We start from the raw sequence: 19,570 nt of genomic DNA on the forward strand, positions 1-19,570 counted from the left end.
GTTTAATCTTTTACAAATTATTCTTTTAATTTCCCATTTCTACTTCTATTTTATGTCCGCATCCATCAGCAAATACAGGTAATATATTTCCTTGTATAACTTTTCCATCCACAGTTATTACTTTAACACCTTTACAAATGTGCAAAGGATTAGTTACTTTAATATTATATATGTCTCCCCTAAATGATCTCTTAATCTCAAAACTATTCCATTCTTTTGGAATGCAAGGATTTACACTAAGCCCATCATACTCAGGTTTTACACCTAAAATAAATTGAGTAATTGCAAAATAGTTCCATGCAGCAGTTCCTGTAAGCCAAGAATTCTTAGCTTCACCTTGCCTTGCTGCATCTTTTCCTGCTACCATTTGTGAATAAACATAAGGCTCAGTTCTATGAATCTCACTTATGTCTTCAATAAAGGCAGGAGCTATTTTTTTGTATACATCATATGCCCTATCCCCTCTGCCTAAAACTGTCTCAGCAATCATTATCCATGGATTGTTGTGACAGAATATTCCAGCATTTTCTTTGTAACCTGGTGGATAAGATGTAATTTCACCAATGTTTAAATCATACTTTGTATAAGCTGGTGTCAAAATCATTGTTCCATATTTGGTATCTAATTTTTCCTTTACAGAATCTAGTGCTTTTAACGCTAAACCTTCTTCTACCCCAATGCCTGCCATTACGCAGAACCCTTGTGATTCTATATATATCTGTCCCTCATCATTATCTTTGCTACCAACCTTATTGCCAAAAGCATCATATGCTCTTAAAAACCAATCTCCGTCAAATCCCTTTTCTATAACGGTCTTTCTCATATTATCAATATGAGTTTGTGCTATTTTAGCATCTTTATTCAATCCAAATCTTTTACATAATTCTACATACTCTGGTCCTATAAACACGAACATGCCAGCAATAAGAACAGATTCCGCAACTCTTCCATCTGGATCTCCAAATGTTTGAAAAGACTCATCTGGTTCTGTAGAAAAACAGTTTAAATTCAAACAATCATTCCAATCAGCTCTTCCAATTAAAGGAAGTCCATTAGGTCCAAGATTATTTACAACATGATAGAAAGAACGTTTTAAATGTTCCATAAGTGTATCTTTTATACTATCATCACAATTGAAAGCTACAAGTTCCTTTAATATACTAAAATCTCCTGTTTCTTTTATGTAGGCCGCAGTGCCTAATATTAACCATAATGGATCATCATTAAATCCACCTCCAACTTCAAAGTTACCCTTTTTAGTTAACGGTTGATATTGATGATAAGCTCCACCATCCTCAAATTGTGTTGCTGCTATATCTAGTATTCTTTCTCTCGCTCTACCCGGAATCTGATGTACAAACCCAAGTAAATCTTGATTAGAGTCTCTAAAACCCATTCCTCTTCCAATCCCAGATTCAAAATATGATGCACTTCTAGACATATTAAACGTTACCATGCATTGATAAGGATTCCATATATTAACCATACGGTTTAGCTTATCATCATCACTTTTTATACTATATTTTGATAATAGATTAAGCCAATATTTACTTAAATCTTCTAATCCCTCTTCTACTTGAATATCTGTACTAAACCTTGCTATCATATCTTTAGCAATAGTTTTATTAATAACTCCAGGACTTTCCCACTTATCATCTTCCTTATTTTCTACGTATCCAATTATGAAGATTAAACTTGCTTCTTCACCAGGTTTAAGTGTTAATGTTTTACTATGTGATCCTACAGGAGACCATCCACTAGCTACAGAATCATTTGATTTACCACTCATAACTGTTTGTGGCGAATCAAACCCATTGTATAATCCTAGAAATGACTCTCTGTCACTATCGAATCCATCTATATCCGTATTAACTGAGTAAAATGAATAATGATTACGTCTTTCTCTATACTCCGTTTTATGATAAATCACAGAATTATCTATTTCCACTTCACCAGTACTAAAATTTCTTTGAAAATTAGTCATATCATCATAAGCATTCCATAAACAAAATTCAATGAATGAAAATATTTTAATTTCCTTAGTATGATTTGATGTGTTTTTTATTTTAAGTTGATTGATTTCTCCGTGATACTTTAAAGGGACAAACATTAATTGTTCTACTTGAATACCATTTCTTGCGCTTTTAATTTTAGTATATCCAAGTCCATGTCTACATTCATAGGAATCCAATTCAGTTTTAACTGGCATATATCCTGGTGTCCACACGTCACCACCATCGTTTATATAATAATATCTTCCCCCACTATCTACAGGTGCACTATTATATCTATATCTAGTTAACCTTCGAAGCCGTGCATCCTTGTAAAAACAATAACCACCGCTAGTATTTGAAATTAGCGAGAAAAAATCATCTGTTCCAAGATAATTAATCCATGGATACGGAGTCTTAGGTGTAGTAATAACATACTCTTTGTTTATATCATCAAAATAACCAAATTTCATTGTTCATCCCCCCTATATTTGTACAATTCTATTTTATATAAAAAGTTTAAATATATCAATTATCATATAAGCGTCTATTCGCTCTAATTATTACATTATATTCTATTAACGCGTGTTTATGAGTTTTTTTGCACTTTTTTAAATTTATATAAAAAATATGCAATACACATTAATTTATTACCCTCAAATCACCTTTTTATTTGAGTAATTTTCATATAAGGACTATATATTACTTTAATTTAATATTATGTTGAATATCATTTAATAAAATTATAATTTCACCAAACCCAATAATCAAAAATCCACTTATAAAAGAAGATCCCATAATTGCAATTGCGTATACCCATCTTAATGGATTTGGATTTGATGTTACACCACTCGCTGGAGTAGTTAATAATAATCCAAGAATTAGACCACAGAAAATTCCGAGTCCCATTGCAATTTTACCTATTAATTTTATCATAACACCAATTTTATTTTTTTTGCTTATTATTAATGTATTACTATCTATTGTTTTTTTTCGAATTTCTAAAATTTCATTTAAACTCGCCATATCTTATTTCTCCTTTTGATTGGAATATAATCTTATAAAAAATATAAATAAAGATATCATCCCGAATAAATAAAAAAGCCCAAATACTTTGCCTACTGCATTTCCTGCATCTATAAAAGTATAATAAATCTCAGATAATATCATTAAAAATGTTCCAATCACTGCAATTAGTGTTGCTGTTTTTAATTTCAAATTCAGCCATCTCCCATAATTTGTATAAGTATATATATATATGTATAATTCTATATATATACTTATAATCCTCTAATTTATTTTTTGAATTTTATATTGTATCATATATATCTTTTTTTATCATTTTTAAAACAAATTTAAAATAATTATAAGTTTTAAATATTTACGCAAAAAAATATTCCATTAATTTTAATTTAGGAATACCCTTTTGCGTAAAATTTTATAAATGTCAATTCTTTAATAATCCATAGATGCAATTGATAGATTTATTTGTTTTGTTTAATAAATTTATCAAATTCAGCCACGGTTGGATAAGAAGACTGTGTACCATATTTTGTAACACTTAGTGCTGCAAACGCTGTTGCTTTTTTTAAAGATAACAAAATATCTTTTGTTGTTACATAAAAATGTGCAAAACATCCAATAAATGAATCACCGGCACCCGTTGTATCAATTGCATTAACTTTATATGCTTTCACATAATGCTCCTCATTATTGTTTACCCAAAGAACTCCTCTACTTCCCATTGTAACAATAACATTTTTAACACCTTTATTTGCAATGTAATGTGCCGCCTCTTTTATCTCATCTATTGTATTTACATTTCTATTTGTTACGATACCCAATTCACTTTCATTTGGTGCAAAAAAATCACATTTACAAACATAACTTAAATCTATATCCGGTATACAAGGAGCAGGATTTAGTAAAACTGGAATATGATTTTCATTTGCAAAATCTATTGCATAATAAACAGTCTCTAAACTGATTTCTAACTGCAAAACAATCAAAGAACATTCTTTCAATTGTTTACTTGCATCATCTATATCCTTTGTTGATAAATCTTTATTTGCGCCTTTAATAATCAAAATACTATTTTTAGAGTTTTTCTCAACAAAAATAGGTGCAACACCACTTGCCTTATTTTTTTGAATTGTAACAAAGTCAGTGTTAATACCATTTTCTTTTAAGTTTTTAATAGTATTTTCACCAAAAAGATCATCTCCAACTTTACTTACCATCATAACATCAGATTCAAATTTTGAGGCTGCAATAGCTTGATTTGCTCCTTTACCACCGAACCCCATTTTAAAATCCGGTGCTTCTAAAGTTTCACCCTCTTTTGGCATACGATCAATATAAGTTATTAAATCTATCATATTTGAACCAATAACTGCTATCTTCATTTATAAACCCTCCCTATATACTGTAATACAACTTTTATCTTTGATTTAATTATATCTTATCTTTTTCCAGTTATAACTTTAAATGTTCTTTTTTCTTGTGGTTTCAAATAAATTAAGCTACCGTTTTCTTTTGCTGCATTAAACCCTTCTGGCCTGCACGTTCCTGGTAATACAAAGGCTGCAACTTTTTGATCTTCATTATATAATAGCCATCTTGTAGCATAATTAAAATCTTTTGTTGAAAATTTAGTGAAAAATATAAATTCTTCCGGGGAAGCCATTTCAAATGTTAATTCTTCTCCATACTTTTCTAAATTATCTGCGAAAAAAACAATTTCAGGATCATACATCTCTGATCCATTTAATACATTTAATGAACCTGGGTGCTCTTTAAGCTCTTTGTTATAAGCAAGCCACCCCTTCGTAGGATGAACATGAGCTGGAATTGATTCTCTAAGCATAAACGCCTCATTTGGTAACGATTGAGTTAATTTAGCATTATTAACATATGCATAATTCATATGACACATATATTGTAGGGGCATATCTTGACACTCTGACAAATTTGTCACAGACATCTCAATACAAATATTTGATTCTCCTTTACTTAATGTAACACTTGGACTTGCTAAATAATGATCTCCAAAACCTTTAGCATATTCTGTATCTCCTGCAATTTTCACAAAATCATTATCAATCTCAAGCCATGAGTTATCCATTTTTGAACAAGCCATTTCACCATGTAAAAGATGAGTATCTGTAGGAGATGGGCAACCATTAGCTAGAAGTCCTGAATGAAAAGCAAAGCAACCATAGGTCTCTACAATTTCATTAGCCTCCCTAGGAATTTTAAACATATTCTTCATTCTAAGATCATGTCCATCAAATTCTAATCCCCATATGATTTGTCCCATAAATGGAAGAATAGTTACCTTTCCTTTACTATTAGTTAATTCTATTGCCTCAATATCTGATGGATACTTAAATAATGTTACTTCAAATTCCTCTGATTTATAAATAACATAGCGTTTTTGACTAAACATATCCCTTTGTAAAAATATTTTATTCACTGCAATCCACTCCTCTATTAATTTTTTTGTGAAATGTTTTTAAACCTTTTCATTTCCGAGTAAAAATATATACCTACTAAAGCAAAACAAATGGTTGGCACTATGAATGATAGCTGCATTGAACCAATAGCATCCGATACAAGGCCTTGTATTGCCGGAATAAATGCCCCTCCAACTATTGCCATAACAATAATTGCACCAGCTGTTTCTGTATATTTCTTATCTTTTACGGAATCCAAAGTTTCAGCATAAATTGTAGCCCAACATGGTCCAAACAAGAAACTTGCTACAATTGCTGCATATACAGAAGTAAAGTTTGGAGATAATGTTACATATAGTAGTGATAAACATCCAACTATTGAATATATAAATAATACTTTTGATGCATTAAACTTATTCATCAAGAAATTAGCTACAAATTTACCAAGGAAAAAGGCTATAAATGTATATATCATATACGTTGAAGCACTTCTTTCACTTATATTTTTATCTAATGTTAATGCTAATCTTATAGTAAATGACCAAACCGTTGTTTGCATACCTACATATATGAATTGAGCAATAATACCTTTTTTAAAATTATTATTTTTAGATAAATATTTTAGTGTTTCTAAGATACTTACTTTAGTTTCTTCTTTACCTTTAATATTTTGAGATTTACATTTAGGAAACTTAGTGATTACAAACAAAATAAATACTACAATTAAAATTAAAATAAGATATTTATAAGGTTGTAATGTATGCTGCAGAGCAGATGCTCCAAAATCTTTAGCCGCTTGTGGTGTCATTTTTGACATCTGTGACTTTAAAGATGCACCATTTTGGAAAATAAGATATTTTCCGAGTAAAACTCCTATAATGGATCCTATTGGATAAACTGTTTGACTAATATTTAAACGAAGAGTTGCTTTATCTCTCGGTCCCATAAGCGAACTATACGTATTAGCTGATGTTTCTAAAAAACTAAGTCCTATAGCAAGAACAAAAATTGCTACTAAAAACATTGAATACGTTGCCATATTTGATGCAGGATAAAATAAAGTACAACCAATAATATAAAAACCAAGTCCTGATAATATAGCTATTTTATAACTTGTTTTTTTAATTAATAATGCTGCTGGAATAGCAATTAAAAAATATCCTCCATAAAATGCACTTTGTACTAACGCACTAGCAAAATCACTTAAATAAAATACACTTTTAAACTGTGTAATCAATATGTCATTTAAACTAGCAGCCGCTGCCCATAAAGGAAATAATAATGATAGCAAACTAAATTGAAAACCTGGCATTTCACTTAAATAACCATCTGGATATTGCTTAATATCTTTCATACGCATATAAATTTCTCCTTTGTTTATATGATTTTTTAAGTTCTATTCCACAACTTGCACCAATTCTAGAAGCACCATTGTTTATCATCTCTAACATTTCTTCTTTTGTATGTATACCACCTGAAGCCTTAACTCCCATATCATCACCAACAGTTTCACGCATTAACTTAACATCATGTGCATTAGCACCACCTTTTGAAAATCCAGTTGATGTTTTAACAAAATCTGCTCCAGCTTCTTTTGCTAAAATGCATGCTCTGACTTTCTCTTTATCTGTTAATAAGCATGTCTCTATAATTACTTTAACTAGTTTATCGCCTGAAGCTTCCACAATCTTCTTAATTTCTTCTCTTACATAATCCTCATTACCTGATTTGAGTTGCCCTATGGCAATAACCATATCCACTTCATCGGCACCATCTTCAACTGCAATTTTAGTTTCATATACTTTAGACTCCGCAGATGCTGCTCCAAGTGGAAACCCAACCACCACGCAAACGTTAACATTCGAATCCTTCAATTGATTATTGGCAAGCTTAGCCCAACTCGTATTTATGCAAACTGATGCAAAATCATAAGTCTTCGCTTCCTCAATAAGCTTCAATATTTCTTTCTCCGTTGCATCTGGTTTTAACAATGTATGATCAATATATTTAGATATTTTCATATGTTTACAACTCCTTAAATTTTATCTATATATGCATAATAACATCCTTTTGCACAAATGTAAACTATTAATTTTACATTTGTGCAAAATAGTATTTTTTTGTGTCCAATGATTGAAAAATGCAATAATTTTATTTTACAACAAGTTTCAAAAAATAAAAAAGCTACTGTATAATATCCAGTAGTATCTCCCTTATTTTTTTAAAAGTAATAATTTAGCAGTGAATTGATCTATCACTAACGTATTAGCTATTTTAGATGTTAGTGCAACATTCAAAGCATCAATTTTTCTTTCTCCACCTGCAACCAAAATAGTTTGTTCCTTTTTTTTCAATTCATCTAACTCTATTCCAACTATTCGACTATTAATTTTTTCGTCACATATTTCACCTTTATTATTAAAAAAACGTGAACATACATCACCAACTGCATGATCCTGAATAGATTTTATCTCTTCTTTATTAAAATAACCTAACCTAAATAATAAAGCGTCATCTTTAACTGTACCTACAGAAAATATAGCAATATTCGCTTGTTTACCCATTTGTATTATTTGATTAATATGACTATCTTTTTCTGTAATTTTTTTAAGTTCAGGCGTATCAAATATAAGTGGTAATGGTAAAGATCTTCCATTTGCATGAAATGCATTTGTAAACAATTTATTTACCTCAGATGCATATGTACTAATATGTGTATGACTTAACCCACCTTTAAGCTGAACAACCTGAACACCCTTTAATTTCTTATCAACCAACTGCGAAGCTATAGAATACATAGTTGTACCCCAACTTATTCCAATAATATCGTCATCTTTAACAATATTATTAAGATACTCAGCTGCCGCGCGACCTATATGTTTTTTTATCTCTTCATTATTATTTAATGGCGCATAAGCAATAATAACAGTACCTAAATTATATTTTTCTTTTAATGCTATTGATAAATCATCCGATATATTGGCCGGATCATTTATTTGAATAGTAACATAGCCGTGTTCCCTTGCGTAATTTAAAAGTTTAGATACTGTCGGCCTAGAAATCTTTAGTGATTCTGCAATTTGATTTTGACTATATTGAGATTCATAATACAATCTTGCAACATTTATACTCTGCCTATCCTTATTTTTCTCCATAATTTTAGTCTCCTGTTATAATTTATGATATAGTGAAATTTAGGATAACATATTAAAATCCCATGATAATAGTATATTGTTCTTAAATTTAAATGTCAATATATCATACATAATTTCACCTGCAACTTTACAATTGTGCCAATAAGCTTTATTATAAAATCATACTCATGTCTAAAAGGGGGTTTATTATTGTGGAATACCAGGATTTAGTTTCTAAAGCAATTGACGCAAGAAAAAATTCTTACTCTCCATATTCTAATTTCAAAGTTGGAGCCGCTGTATTAACTTACGACGGGAAGATATATACAGGATGTAACATAGAAAACGCATCCTATGGTGCAACAAATTGTGCGGAAAGAACTGCGATATTTAAGGCAGTATCTGAAGGGTATACAACTATTAAGGCAATTGCAATAGTCGGAGTAGAAAATGATTATACTTATCCTTGTGGTATTTGTAGACAAGTGATAGCAGAATTTGCATCAGTTGATACTAAGATAATTCTTGGAAAAGGTAAAACTGAGTATTTAGTTAAAACATTAGATGAGATATTACCAGGCGCTTTCACTAAAAAAGATCTAATAAAATAATAATAAAGATAAAAAGGGAGATTTACAATGAATATTGCTAAACTTATTGATCATACTGAATTAAAACCAGATGCAACAAAAACACAAATTCTACAATTAATACAGGAGGCTAAGAAAAATAATTTTGCTTCAGTTTGTGTAAATCCAATATGGACTAAAGTTGCTAGCCTAGGATTAAAAGATAGCGAAGTCAATGTTTGTGTTGTTATAGGATTTCCACTAGGTGCAAACACAACTGAAACAAAAGCCTTTGAAGCAAAAGATGCCATTAAAAATGGTGCAACTGAAGTGGATATGGTTATTAGCATTGGTGAACTAAAGAATAAAAATTATGCTTATGTAGAGCAAGATATTAAAGCAGTAGTTGAAGTTGCAAAAGGAAAATCATTAGTAAAAGTTATTATTGAAACTTGCTTATTATCACAAGATGAAAAAATAAAAGCTTGCCAAATTGCTAAAAAAGCAGGTGCCGATTTTGTAAAAACCTCGACTGGCTTTTCAAAAGGTGGAGCAACTGCTCCAGATGTTAAACTAATGCGTGAAACTGTAGGTAAAGAGATGGGTGTCAAAGCTTCCGGTGGTATCCATACCAAAGAAGAAGCTATGCAAATGGTTGAAGCTGGTGCAACTCGTATTGGGACAAGCTCAGGTATTTCAATTATTTCTTAGATATAAAATTGTATTTTAAAAAAATACATATTATCAATATATATTTAAATAAACATGTAGTTTTGTATTTATGATTTTAATAACTGTAAATATAAGGCTACATATACAAATCTTTTTTAAGATCATAAAAATATTTTATATTTAGATAGTATATAATGTAATCGTTATATGGTTTTACTATATTAAACTAATGATAATCAAGGGGTGTAGCATCAAAATGAAATATATTATTGGGATTTTCGGGTTACTTGTTGTGTTAGGACTTGCATGGAGTACTAGTACTGGTAAAAAAAAGATAAAATACCGTCCTATTGTTATAATGATTATTCTTCAATTCATACTCGGTTTTATCTTACTAAATACTGAAGTTGGTAATTTTCTAGTCGGTGGAATAGCAAATGGTTTCCAATTATTACTTAAATGTGCTGGTGAAGGCGTAAATTTTGTATTTGGTGGATTAGTTAATGCAAATCAATTTACATTTTTTATAGGTGTGCTTTTACCAATAGTATTTATTTCTGCTTTGATTGGAATTCTTCAACACTTTAAAATACTTCCTTTCATAATAAAATATATTGGCCTTGGCTTAAGTAAAATTAACGGTATGGGTAAACTAGAATCTTACAATGGTGTAGCCGCTGCTATCCTTGGTCAATCAGAAGTATTTATTTCAGTAAAAAAAGAACTTGGTCTATTACCAGAACATAGGCTTTATACCCTTTGTGCATCAGCTATGTCAACGGTGTCTATGTCTATAGTTGGTTCATATATGGTTCTTATAAAACCTAGATATGTTGTAACTGCACTTGTTTTAAATTTATTTGGTGGATTTATTATAACTTCTATTATAAATCCATATACAGTAACACCAGAGGAAGATATATTAGTAGTTAAAGAAGAAAAAAAGCAATCATTCTTCGAAATGCTTGGTGAATATATTATGGATGGATTCAAAGTAGCTATCATAGTTGGAGCAATGCTTATTGGATTTGTAGCCATAATCGCTATGATTAATATGATTTTCAAAGGTATTTTTGGTATTTCTTTTCAAAATTTACTTGGATACGTATTCTCACCATTTGCGGTTTTAATGGGTGTACCTTTTAGTGAATCTATACCTGCAGCAAGTATAATGGCAACCAAATTAGTATCTAATGAATTTGTTGCCATGACAACTTTGGCAAGTGGTACTGTACACTTAACTGTTCGAACAACAGCTATTGTTTCTGTATTTTTAGTTTCTTTCGCTAATTTTTCATCAATTGGAATTATTTCTGGAGCGGTAAAAGGGCTCAATGAAAAACAAGGAAATGTTGTAGCTAGGTTTGGTCTAAAACTGCTATTTGGAGCAACACTCGTAAGCATATTAACATCAACTGTTGTTGGTCTAATAGTGTAATATAAAAATTTCATAAAATTAAAATCAAAATAAAAAGGATGGAAATAAAATGAGAATGGTAGATATAATTTCAAAAAAGCGTGATGGTAAAGAATTAACAACTGAAGAAATTAATTTTTTCATAGAAGGTTATACTAAAGGAACTATTCCTGATTATCAAGCAAGTTCCCTTGCAATGGCTATTTATTTTCAAGATATGAATGATCGAGAGAGAGCAGATTTAACAATGGCTATGGTTAATTCCGGTGAAACTATTGATTTATCAAAAATCGAAGGTATAAAAGTAGATAAACATTCAACTGGAGGTGTAGGTGATACAACAACATTAGTACTCGCACCCCTCGTTGCTGCTTTAGGTATACCTGTTGCTAAAATGTCAGGACGAGGCCTTGGACATACTGGCGGTACAATTGATAAATTAGAATCTATTAGTGGCTTTCATGTAGAAATTACAATAAATCAATTTATTGATTTAGTTAATAAAGATAAAGTTGCAGTTGTTGGACAAAGTGGAAACTTAACGCCTGCAGACAAAAAATTATATGCACTTCGTGATGTTACTGGAACTGTAAACTCAATCCCACTCATAGCTAGTTCTATCATGAGTAAAAAGATTGCAGCCGGTGCTAATGCGATAGTACTTGATGTTAAAACAGGTGCAGGAGCTTTTATGAAAACAGATAAAGATGCAGAAAATTTAGCACATGCTATGGTTCAAATTGGAAATAACGTAGGAAGAAAAACAATGGCAATAATTTCTGACATGTCACAACCTTTAGGCTTTGCAATTGGTAATGCACTTGAAGTAAAAGAAGCTATTGATACATTAAAAGGCGAAGGTCCTGAGGATTTAACAGAACTCGTTTTAACACTTGGAAGTCAAATGGTAGTACTTGCTAAAAAAGCAAATACATTAGAAGAAGCAAGAAAAATGCTTCTTGAAGTAATAAAAAATGGAAAAGCTTTAGATAAATTCAAAGTATTCATTAAAAACCAAGGTGGAGATTCATCAATTGTAGATAATCCAGAAAAATTACCACAAGCAAAATATAAAATTGATGTCCCTGCACTAACTAGCGGTGTTGTATCAAATATGGTAGCTGATGAAATAGGAATTGCTGCAATGCTTCTAGGTGCAGGCAGAGCAACAAAAGAAGATAAAATTGATTTAGCAGTAGGACTAATGCTTCGTAGAAAAGTCGGAGATAAAATTAACAAGGGTGATACCCTTGTAACTATATATTCAAATCGTGAAAATGTTGAGGATGTAAAATCAAAAATATACGAAAATATTTCTATTAGCAATCATGCAACTAAACCAATATTAATTCATGAAGTTATTACGCAGTAACTCCATAAAGGCAGTTAAGAATATATCTTAACTGCCTTTAATTTATACTATAATTTTCGGATAAATGTCTAAAAACTCTACTCGATTTCATTTCCATTTTTCGTTGTATTAGCACACCCGATATTTTCATTAGGTACCTTGCTTGCCGGAAGTCTTATTGTAAATGTGCTACCTTTCCAAATTTACTCTGTACCTTGCTAGCAATATTTAATTCAGCTAACTGTTTACTTTCCTCTTTATTGTGGATTACAAAATACCATAATTTATGGTTAATGAGGTTTAAGAGATCTTGCGCAAAATATCTTTTCCCTGAGTTTCCAACACATACATTTTCCTAACTTTGGTATCAATTGTTACTGCATATTATAATCAAAAGCATTATAATATATACCATAGTAATTAAATAGAGAAATTGTAAGGGGTGGTATATCATAGACTCTAATATACTTTTTGATAAACACGGACTAAATGAAATAAAAAATATGTTTAAATGGATGAAAAAATCGAAAAAAGTTGTAAACTTACCTAATCAAATTAAAAATGGGCACTGTAATAATTTTGCCTCTCATTGTTGCCTAAATTGTGACAAATGCTGGGGAGCAAAACCTAAAACACCAAAATAAATATTAATTGTATAGACATAGATATGCATTCACTTGTAAAGACAAGTATTTCAAGTTATGTAGATACTGCATCGACTTTTCAACATCATAGTTTCGCTGATACCTTTGTAAATATTGTACCAACAAATATTTTTACGTCCTTAGGTAATGGAGACATGTTATCAATTATTTTCTTTTCAATTATGTTTGGTTTAGGCATAGGCGCAATTGGAGAAAAGGGAAAACCAGTCCTTCGCTTTTTCGAAGGGGTTGCTCAAGCAATGTTCTGGGTAACTAATCAAATAATGAAGACAGCACCATTTGGTGTGTTTGCACTAATTGGGATAACTGTTTCAAAATTTGGTCTTGCTGCTCTAATTCCGCTTGGTAAATTAGCTATAACAACTTATGGTGCAAATGATATTCTTTTTAATTGTTATATTAGGACTCGTAGCTAAAGCAGTTAAAATAAATTTTTTTTCCTTCATTAAGCTTTTAAAAGATGAATTAGTCCTTGCATATAGCACTGCAAGTTCTGAAGCAGTTTTACCAAAGCTTATGGAAAAAATGGAGAAATTCGGTTGCCCTAAAGCAATAGTATCTTGGATATGGCAAGAACTGCAGTAAATGAATAACAAAAATAAACCTTGCTCATAAAAAATGAGTGAGGTTTATTTTCATTATTCATATATTATTCTAACTGAAGATTTTAATACCTTAATTACTGGCAAGTCTTCTATAATTCTGGTATCTTTTATTTGCCGCTTTTTCTGCAGCTTCAAATAACTCCTCAGCATTTTCTGGGAAAGTTCTTAGTAATGATGAATACCTTACTTCACCAAGTAAAAAGTCGCGAAAACTACCTGTCGGCTCCTTTGAATCTAAAATAAATGGATTCTTTCCTTGCTTCTCAAGAGCTGGATTACACCTATAAAGGTGCCAATATCCTACTTCAACAGCGCGTTTGGTATTTGACTGAGTGGTACCCATACCGCCTTTTAAACCATGACTTATACATGGAGCATAAGCAATAATAAGTGATGAGCCAGGATAGCTTTCAGCCTCAACAACTGCTTTAAGGAATTGACTTTGACTTCCTCCCATAGCTACTTGTGCTACATAAACATTACCATAACTCATTGCCATTATACCTAAATCTTTCTTATTAAACTTTTTACCAGATGCTGCAAATTGAGCAACTGCGCCTATTGGTGTTGCTTTCGATGATTGACCACCAGTATTTGAATAAACTTCTGTATCAAATACAATTATATTTACGTCCTCACCCCTTGATAAAACATGATCTAGACCACCAAATCCAATATCATATGCCCAACCGTCTCCTCCATACATCCACATTGACTTTTTAGCAAGTTGTTCTTTACTTTCAAGTATTTCATTTGCAAGTTTACTAAGTTCTTTACTTAATTTTGCTGTTTTTAATACTTCAACTACCTTTTTACTTACATCTTTAGAAGTTTTTCCATTTCTATAATTGTCGATCCAATTTTGAAGTGATGACTTCATATTTGAATCAGTTGTTAAATTGATAACTTTTTCAACTTTCGACTTTAATAGTTCCCTTTGTTGGTTCACAGCTAAGCACATTCCAAGACTAAATTCTGCATTATTTTCAAATAATGAGTTAGACCAAGCCGGTCCATGGCCTTCTGAATTAGTTGTATATGGCACGCATGGTGATGCTGCCCCCCAAGCCTGACAACACCCTGTTGCACTGGCAAGATACATCCTATCTCCATACAATTGTGTTATTACCTTAGCATAAGGGGTTTCTCCGCATCCTGCACAAGCCCCCGAAAACTCAAGTAGTGGCTGCATAAACTGACTTCCTTTTACTGTAGCAATGTCACCACAGTTTTCTTTCTTAGATAATGATAATGCATAATACCAATTATCCATCTCCTTTTTCTGAGTCTCGATAGGTTCCATTGTAAGAGCTTTTTCTTTAGCAGGACAAACATTTGAACAAATTCCACAACCTGTGCAATCTAATATGTCAACTTGTATTCTATATTTATAATCTTCAAGGCCTTTTCCTGTGGCTTTCTTTAATTTAAATCCATTTGGTGCATTTTCTACTTCATGAGCACTTAGCAAAAATGGTCTTATTGCAGCATGTGGACACACAAATGAACATTGATTACACTGAATACAATTATCTACATTCCATGATGGAACCTCAGTCGCTATACCTCTTTTCTCATAGGCTGATGTACCAAGTGGCGCCGTACCATCCTCCATACCTATAAAAGCACTTACTGGAATGCTATCACCCTTTTGAGCGTTAACAGGTATAAGAATATTTTTAATGAAATCAGGAACATTTGCGACTTCTGCTATCTTATCCTCAACCACATTAACCCAAGATATAGGGACTTCTACTTTTACTAACCCTTCAATGCCTTTGTCTACTGCCCTATAATTCATATTAAGAATAATATCACCTTTTTTACTATAACTTTCGTATATAGATTTCTTCATATACTCTACTGCCTCATCTATTGGTATAATATTTGCTAATTTAAAAAAAGCAGCTTGTAGTACAGTATTAGCACGTCCACCTAACCCAATTTCTTTAGCAATACGTGAAGCATCAATTGTATAAAACTTTATGTTATTTTTAGCAATATATTGTTTTACTTTACTTGGAAGATGTTTTTCTAATTCTTCACCCTTCCAGCAACAATTCAATAAAAATGTTTTTCCATATTTCAAATCAGAAATTATATCATACTTCTCTAAATATGAAAAATTATGACATGCAATAAAATCTGCTTTTTTTACAAGATAACTTGATCGTATAGGCTCTTTTCCAAAGCGTAAGTGCGATTGTGTTACCCCACCAGATTTTTTTGTATCAAAAACGAAATAAGCTTGAACAAACATATCTGTATGATCACCAATAATCTTTATTGAATTTTTGTTTGCTCCCACTGTACCGTCTGAACCAAGTCCCCAAAACTTACAACTAATTGTTCCTTTTGATTGCACATCAAGTTCTTCGCCTACGTTGATTGAATGGTGTGTTACATCATCATTAATCCCAACAGTAAAATGATCTTTAGGGTTACTTTGTTTAAGATTTTCATATACCGCAACTATTTGGGCTGGTGTTGTATCTTTAGATGATAATCCATAACGGCCTCCATAAAGTTTTGGACGAACTTCTTTGTTTACGAAAGCAGTACACACATCTTCAAATAGTGGTTCACCTGCTGATCCCGGTTCTTTAGTTCTATCTAAAACAGCAATGTTTTTAACTGTTTTGGGAATTACATTTAACAAATGTTTCACTGAAAATGGCCTAAATAAATGTACTTTAACAAGACCAACTTTTTCGCCATTTGCATTTAAATAATCTATTGTTTCCTCTATTGCTCCGCATACAGAACCCATAGCGATAATTACACGGTCAGCATCAGTTGCACCATAGTAATTAAATAATTTATAATTTCTTTTTGTAATTTTATTAATATCATTCATGTAACCTTCTACAATACCAGGAATAGCATCATAAAACCTATTACTTGCCTCACGTGCCTGAAAAAAAATATCGGGATTTTGTACTGTGCTACGTTGAACAGGTCTTTCAGGATTCAAAGAATTTTTTCTAAATGCCTTAAGGGAGTCTTGATCTATAAGTTTAGCTAAATCATCATATTCAAGGCATTCAATTTTTTGAATTTCATGAGAAGTTCTAAAACCATCAAAAAAGTGTAAAAATGGTACACGTCCTTTAATTGCACTTAAATGTGCAACACCAGATAAATCCATAACTTCTTGTACACTTGCAGTAGACATCATTGCAAAACCTGTTTGGCGGCAAGACATTACATCTGAATGATCCCCAAAAATTGAAAGTGCATGAGTGCCTACTGTACGAGCACTTACATGTAATACTCCTGGCTTTAATTGTCCTGCAATTCTATACATTGTAGGTACCATTAAAAGCAATCCTTGTGACGCCGTATAAGATGTAGTTAAAGCTCCTGCTTCAAGAGAACCATGAACTGCCCCTATAGCCCCTGCTTCTGATTCCATCTCTACCAATTTTACTGTTTGTCCAAAAAGGTTTTTCTTTCCATAAGCCGACCATTCATCTACATGCTCAGCCATTGGTGAAGATGGTGTTATTGGGTAAATTGTTGCTACCTCAGTAAAAGCATATGATACATAAGCACACGCTTCATTTCCATCCATAGTTTTCATAACTTTGGTCATAAATAATCCCCCCCTGGTGTATTTATATATGGTTATTTTATATAACCTTTAAGAAACTACAATATTTTATTGTACCGTTTACTTATGATACCAAAACTCTTGTAAACGTTACCCTAATTATTACACCTTGACTTAATTAAGTCAATAAACGATTTACAGAAAATTTTATTCTAAAGAAGATCACAATAAAAACTTATAATGTATTTATAAATTCATTATTTTCATTCTCAATTTTTAAACTAAAAAATTGCCAGGTATGAAATTAGATCATACCTGACACTTTTGTTATTATAGATACTTCAAAATATATAATAAATCGTACTCTAAATTTTAAACTTCTGTACCATTCCATTAAGCTTTTGTGCAAGCTCTGCTTGCATTTGTGATGTTTGCGATACCTGTACCATAGCTTTTGAAGTTTCCTCAATGCTAACTTGAATGTCTCCTGTATGTTCTGCAGAAAGCTGTGAACTCTGTGCCAAAGTTTGTGCTGCCATACTAACTTCATTTATTGATGCTTCCACTTCTTCTGACATAGCTGCTATTTCCTCTGACATGGCACTTATAAATTCTCCATCTTCACCATATTGCATTCCAGCCTCTGCGTATTGTTCTAATACTGGTGTAATATCTTCTATAATAAATTTAAGTATATCATTACTATTTTCAGACAAATGTTTAAAAGCATCTTGAACTTTTACTATAGTACCTTGAATTGTATTTACAGTTTCTGATGATTGTTCTGCAAGTTTCCTTACTTCATCTGCAACTACTGCAAATCCTTTTCCTTGTTCTCCTGCTCTTGCTGCTTCAATAGCAGCGTTTAATGCTAATAAATTAGTTTGTGATGCGATGGCCGCAATTCCATCTGCCATAACCTTTATTTCATCTACAACTCTTCCATCTTCTATAGCTTTTAGTATTCCTTTTTCTTTTGCTTCATAAATACTCTTACTATTTTCAAGAGCTTTATTAGCCTCTATTCTAACTGTTTTTGCTTTTTCTTTAATTTGAGATGCATTACTGCTACCTTCCATTGCTTTTGAAGATAGTTCTTCCATACTTGAATTAACTTCTTCGACAGATGCAGTTATTTCCTCTGATGTAGCACTAGATTCTTGAACCGCCTTGTTTATTTCCACTGTTGAACTATCTACAATTTCTATTTTAGAGCTTATTTCCTCGACCGTCGCTGAGAGTTCTTCAGATGAGGCACTCATATTTGAAGAATTATCCATTATTTCTTTTACTAGTTCTTTTATATTTTCCTGAGCAATGTTTAATGCAGTTCCAGTTTGTCCAAATTCATCTTTCCTTGTAATAATAATTGTTTCAGAAAAATCATAACGAGATAATCTCCCTGCCAAATCTTTTATTTTGTTTAATGGATTTATTATATTTTTACTTAATAAATAAGCCATAAAAATTATAACAAGAAATGCTATACTTGTATAAATTATAATTGTGTTTCTAGCTTTGCTAAACTGAGCTGTATTATCTAAGTTTGCTTTCTCAGCAGATTTAACATTTATTTCAATACATTTTGCTAAATTATTAGACATTGAAATTCTTATTACATCAAGCTTTGAATTAAGTTTCATAGCCTCCATAGGGTTCTTAGCTTTTACGAAATCAATTATTTCATTCCTTCCTTCTCTGTATTTTACTAAGTCACTTTTATAAGCAGCATAAGTTTTTTCCTCTTCTGTCGATGTAAACGTTGAACTTAGATAATCCTTTTCAAGGATTATATCTTCACTTGTTAAATCATCTATATTCTTTATTTCTTCATCTAGTTTTAATTTGTCTCTCTCAAAAACAATTCTGAGCATCTCAGCTCTAATACTATTTATATTTCCTTTAGTTTCTTCTAAATCTTTTATGGATTGTAGATTGTTACTGTATATAGACATAGAACCATCATTTATCTTATCTGAACTGATTATGCCCTCTACTCCTATTAAAATCATAAAAATACAAACAACTGAGAATACCGATACAATCTTTTTCTTTACACTTAGATTAACAAAAAAATTCATTTTTACACTTCCCTTTTCTTATGGATAGTGTTAACACTATCTTTGTTTTATTTATTTAAAACCCTGCTATTGCAAGG

General features: G+C 31.4%; 14 protein-coding genes and 1 pseudogene. 5 read left to right on the forward strand and 10 right to left on the reverse strand.

Annotated elements, in window-relative coordinates; genetic code table 11:
* Positions 1-25 precede the first annotated feature (25 nt).
* The 8 genes from Q0649_RS18045 to Q0649_RS18080 all read right to left on the reverse strand — a co-directional run bounded on the left by Q0649_RS18045 (position 26) and on the right by Q0649_RS18080 (position 8,601).
* A complete protein-coding gene (locus Q0649_RS18045) occupies positions 26-2,464 on the reverse strand; it encodes a GH36-type glycosyl hydrolase domain-containing protein (protein WP_298845301.1) in 2,439 nt (812 codons plus the stop codon).
* A gap of 229 nt (positions 2,465-2,693) precedes the next feature.
* A complete protein-coding gene (locus tag Q0649_RS18050) occupies positions 2,694-3,017 on the reverse strand; it encodes a hypothetical protein (RefSeq protein WP_298845304.1) in 324 nt (107 codons plus the stop codon).
* Between the two features lie 3 nt (positions 3,018-3,020).
* A complete protein-coding gene (locus tag Q0649_RS18055) occupies positions 3,021-3,209 on the reverse strand; it encodes a hypothetical protein (RefSeq protein ID WP_298845307.1) in 189 nt (62 codons plus the stop codon).
* A gap of 266 nt (positions 3,210-3,475) precedes the next feature.
* A complete protein-coding gene (gene rbsK, locus Q0649_RS18060) occupies positions 3,476-4,396 on the reverse strand; it encodes a ribokinase (RefSeq protein WP_298845310.1) in 921 nt (306 codons plus the stop codon).
* Between the two features lie 56 nt (positions 4,397-4,452).
* Positions 4,453-5,466 (reverse strand): aldose 1-epimerase family protein, encoded by a 1,014-nt coding sequence (locus tag Q0649_RS18065; protein WP_298845314.1) that lies wholly within the window; start codon positions 5,464-5,466, stop codon positions 4,453-4,455.
* Between the two features lie 17 nt (positions 5,467-5,483).
* Positions 5,484-6,806 (reverse strand): L-fucose:H+ symporter permease, encoded by a 1,323-nt coding sequence (gene fucP, locus Q0649_RS18070; protein WP_298845317.1) that lies wholly within the window; start codon positions 6,804-6,806, stop codon positions 5,484-5,486.
* On the reverse strand, positions 6,787-7,467 hold the full coding sequence (gene deoC, locus Q0649_RS18075; RefSeq protein WP_298845320.1) for a deoxyribose-phosphate aldolase: 681 nt from the start codon (positions 7,465-7,467) through the stop codon (positions 6,787-6,789). Before deoC (Q0649_RS18075) ends, fucP begins: the two co-directional genes overlap by 20 nt.
* 192 nt (positions 7,468-7,659) lie before the next feature.
* Entirely contained in the window at positions 7,660-8,601 is a 942-nt protein-coding gene (locus tag Q0649_RS18080) for a sugar-binding transcriptional regulator (RefSeq protein ID WP_298845322.1), read from the reverse strand.
* 191 nt (positions 8,602-8,792) lie between these two features.
* Between Q0649_RS18080 and Q0649_RS18085 the strand changes: the two genes are divergently transcribed.
* The 5 genes and pseudogenes from Q0649_RS18085 to Q0649_RS18105 all read left to right on the forward strand — a co-directional run.
* The gene (locus Q0649_RS18085) at positions 8,793-9,191 is read left to right on the forward strand and encodes a cytidine deaminase (protein WP_298845325.1); all 399 of its coding nucleotides are present in this window, start codon (positions 8,793-8,795) and stop codon (positions 9,189-9,191) included.
* A 27-nt stretch (positions 9,192-9,218) separates the two neighbouring features.
* Positions 9,219-9,860 carry a deoxyribose-phosphate aldolase gene (deoC, locus tag Q0649_RS18090; RefSeq protein ID WP_298845327.1) on the forward strand — a complete coding sequence of 214 codons (642 nt, stop codon included), beginning with the start codon at positions 9,219-9,221 and terminating at the stop codon, positions 9,858-9,860.
* A 217-nt stretch (positions 9,861-10,077) separates the two neighbouring features.
* Positions 10,078-11,259 carry a NupC/NupG family nucleoside CNT transporter gene (locus tag Q0649_RS18095; RefSeq protein WP_298845330.1) on the forward strand — a complete coding sequence of 394 codons (1,182 nt, stop codon included), beginning with the start codon at positions 10,078-10,080 and terminating at the stop codon, positions 11,257-11,259.
* Between the two features lie 49 nt (positions 11,260-11,308).
* Positions 11,309-12,610, forward strand: coding sequence for a pyrimidine-nucleoside phosphorylase (locus tag Q0649_RS18100; protein ID WP_298845332.1), 1,302 nt, complete (start codon positions 11,309-11,311; stop codon positions 12,608-12,610).
* A gap of 640 nt (positions 12,611-13,250) precedes the next feature.
* Positions 13,251-13,821: pseudogene (locus Q0649_RS18105) on the forward strand (cation:dicarboxylase symporter family transporter); the annotation flags it as partial.
* Between the two features lie 108 nt (positions 13,822-13,929).
* On the opposite strand, the gene nifJ reads toward Q0649_RS18105, so the two are convergent.
* Positions 13,930-17,454: a pyruvate:ferredoxin (flavodoxin) oxidoreductase gene (gene nifJ / locus Q0649_RS18110; protein ID WP_298845334.1), complete on the reverse strand. Its 3,525-nt coding sequence runs from the start codon at positions 17,452-17,454 to the stop codon at positions 13,930-13,932.
* Between the two features lie 323 nt (positions 17,455-17,777).
* The gene (locus Q0649_RS18115) at positions 17,778-19,493 is read right to left on the reverse strand and encodes a methyl-accepting chemotaxis protein (protein WP_298845335.1); all 1,716 of its coding nucleotides are present in this window, start codon (positions 19,491-19,493) and stop codon (positions 17,778-17,780) included.
* Between the last annotated feature and the right edge of the window lie 77 nt (positions 19,494-19,570).

This window comes from uncultured Clostridium sp. (assembly GCF_937920395.1).
Lineage (GTDB): Bacteria > Bacillota > Clostridia > Clostridiales > Clostridiaceae > Clostridium_AD.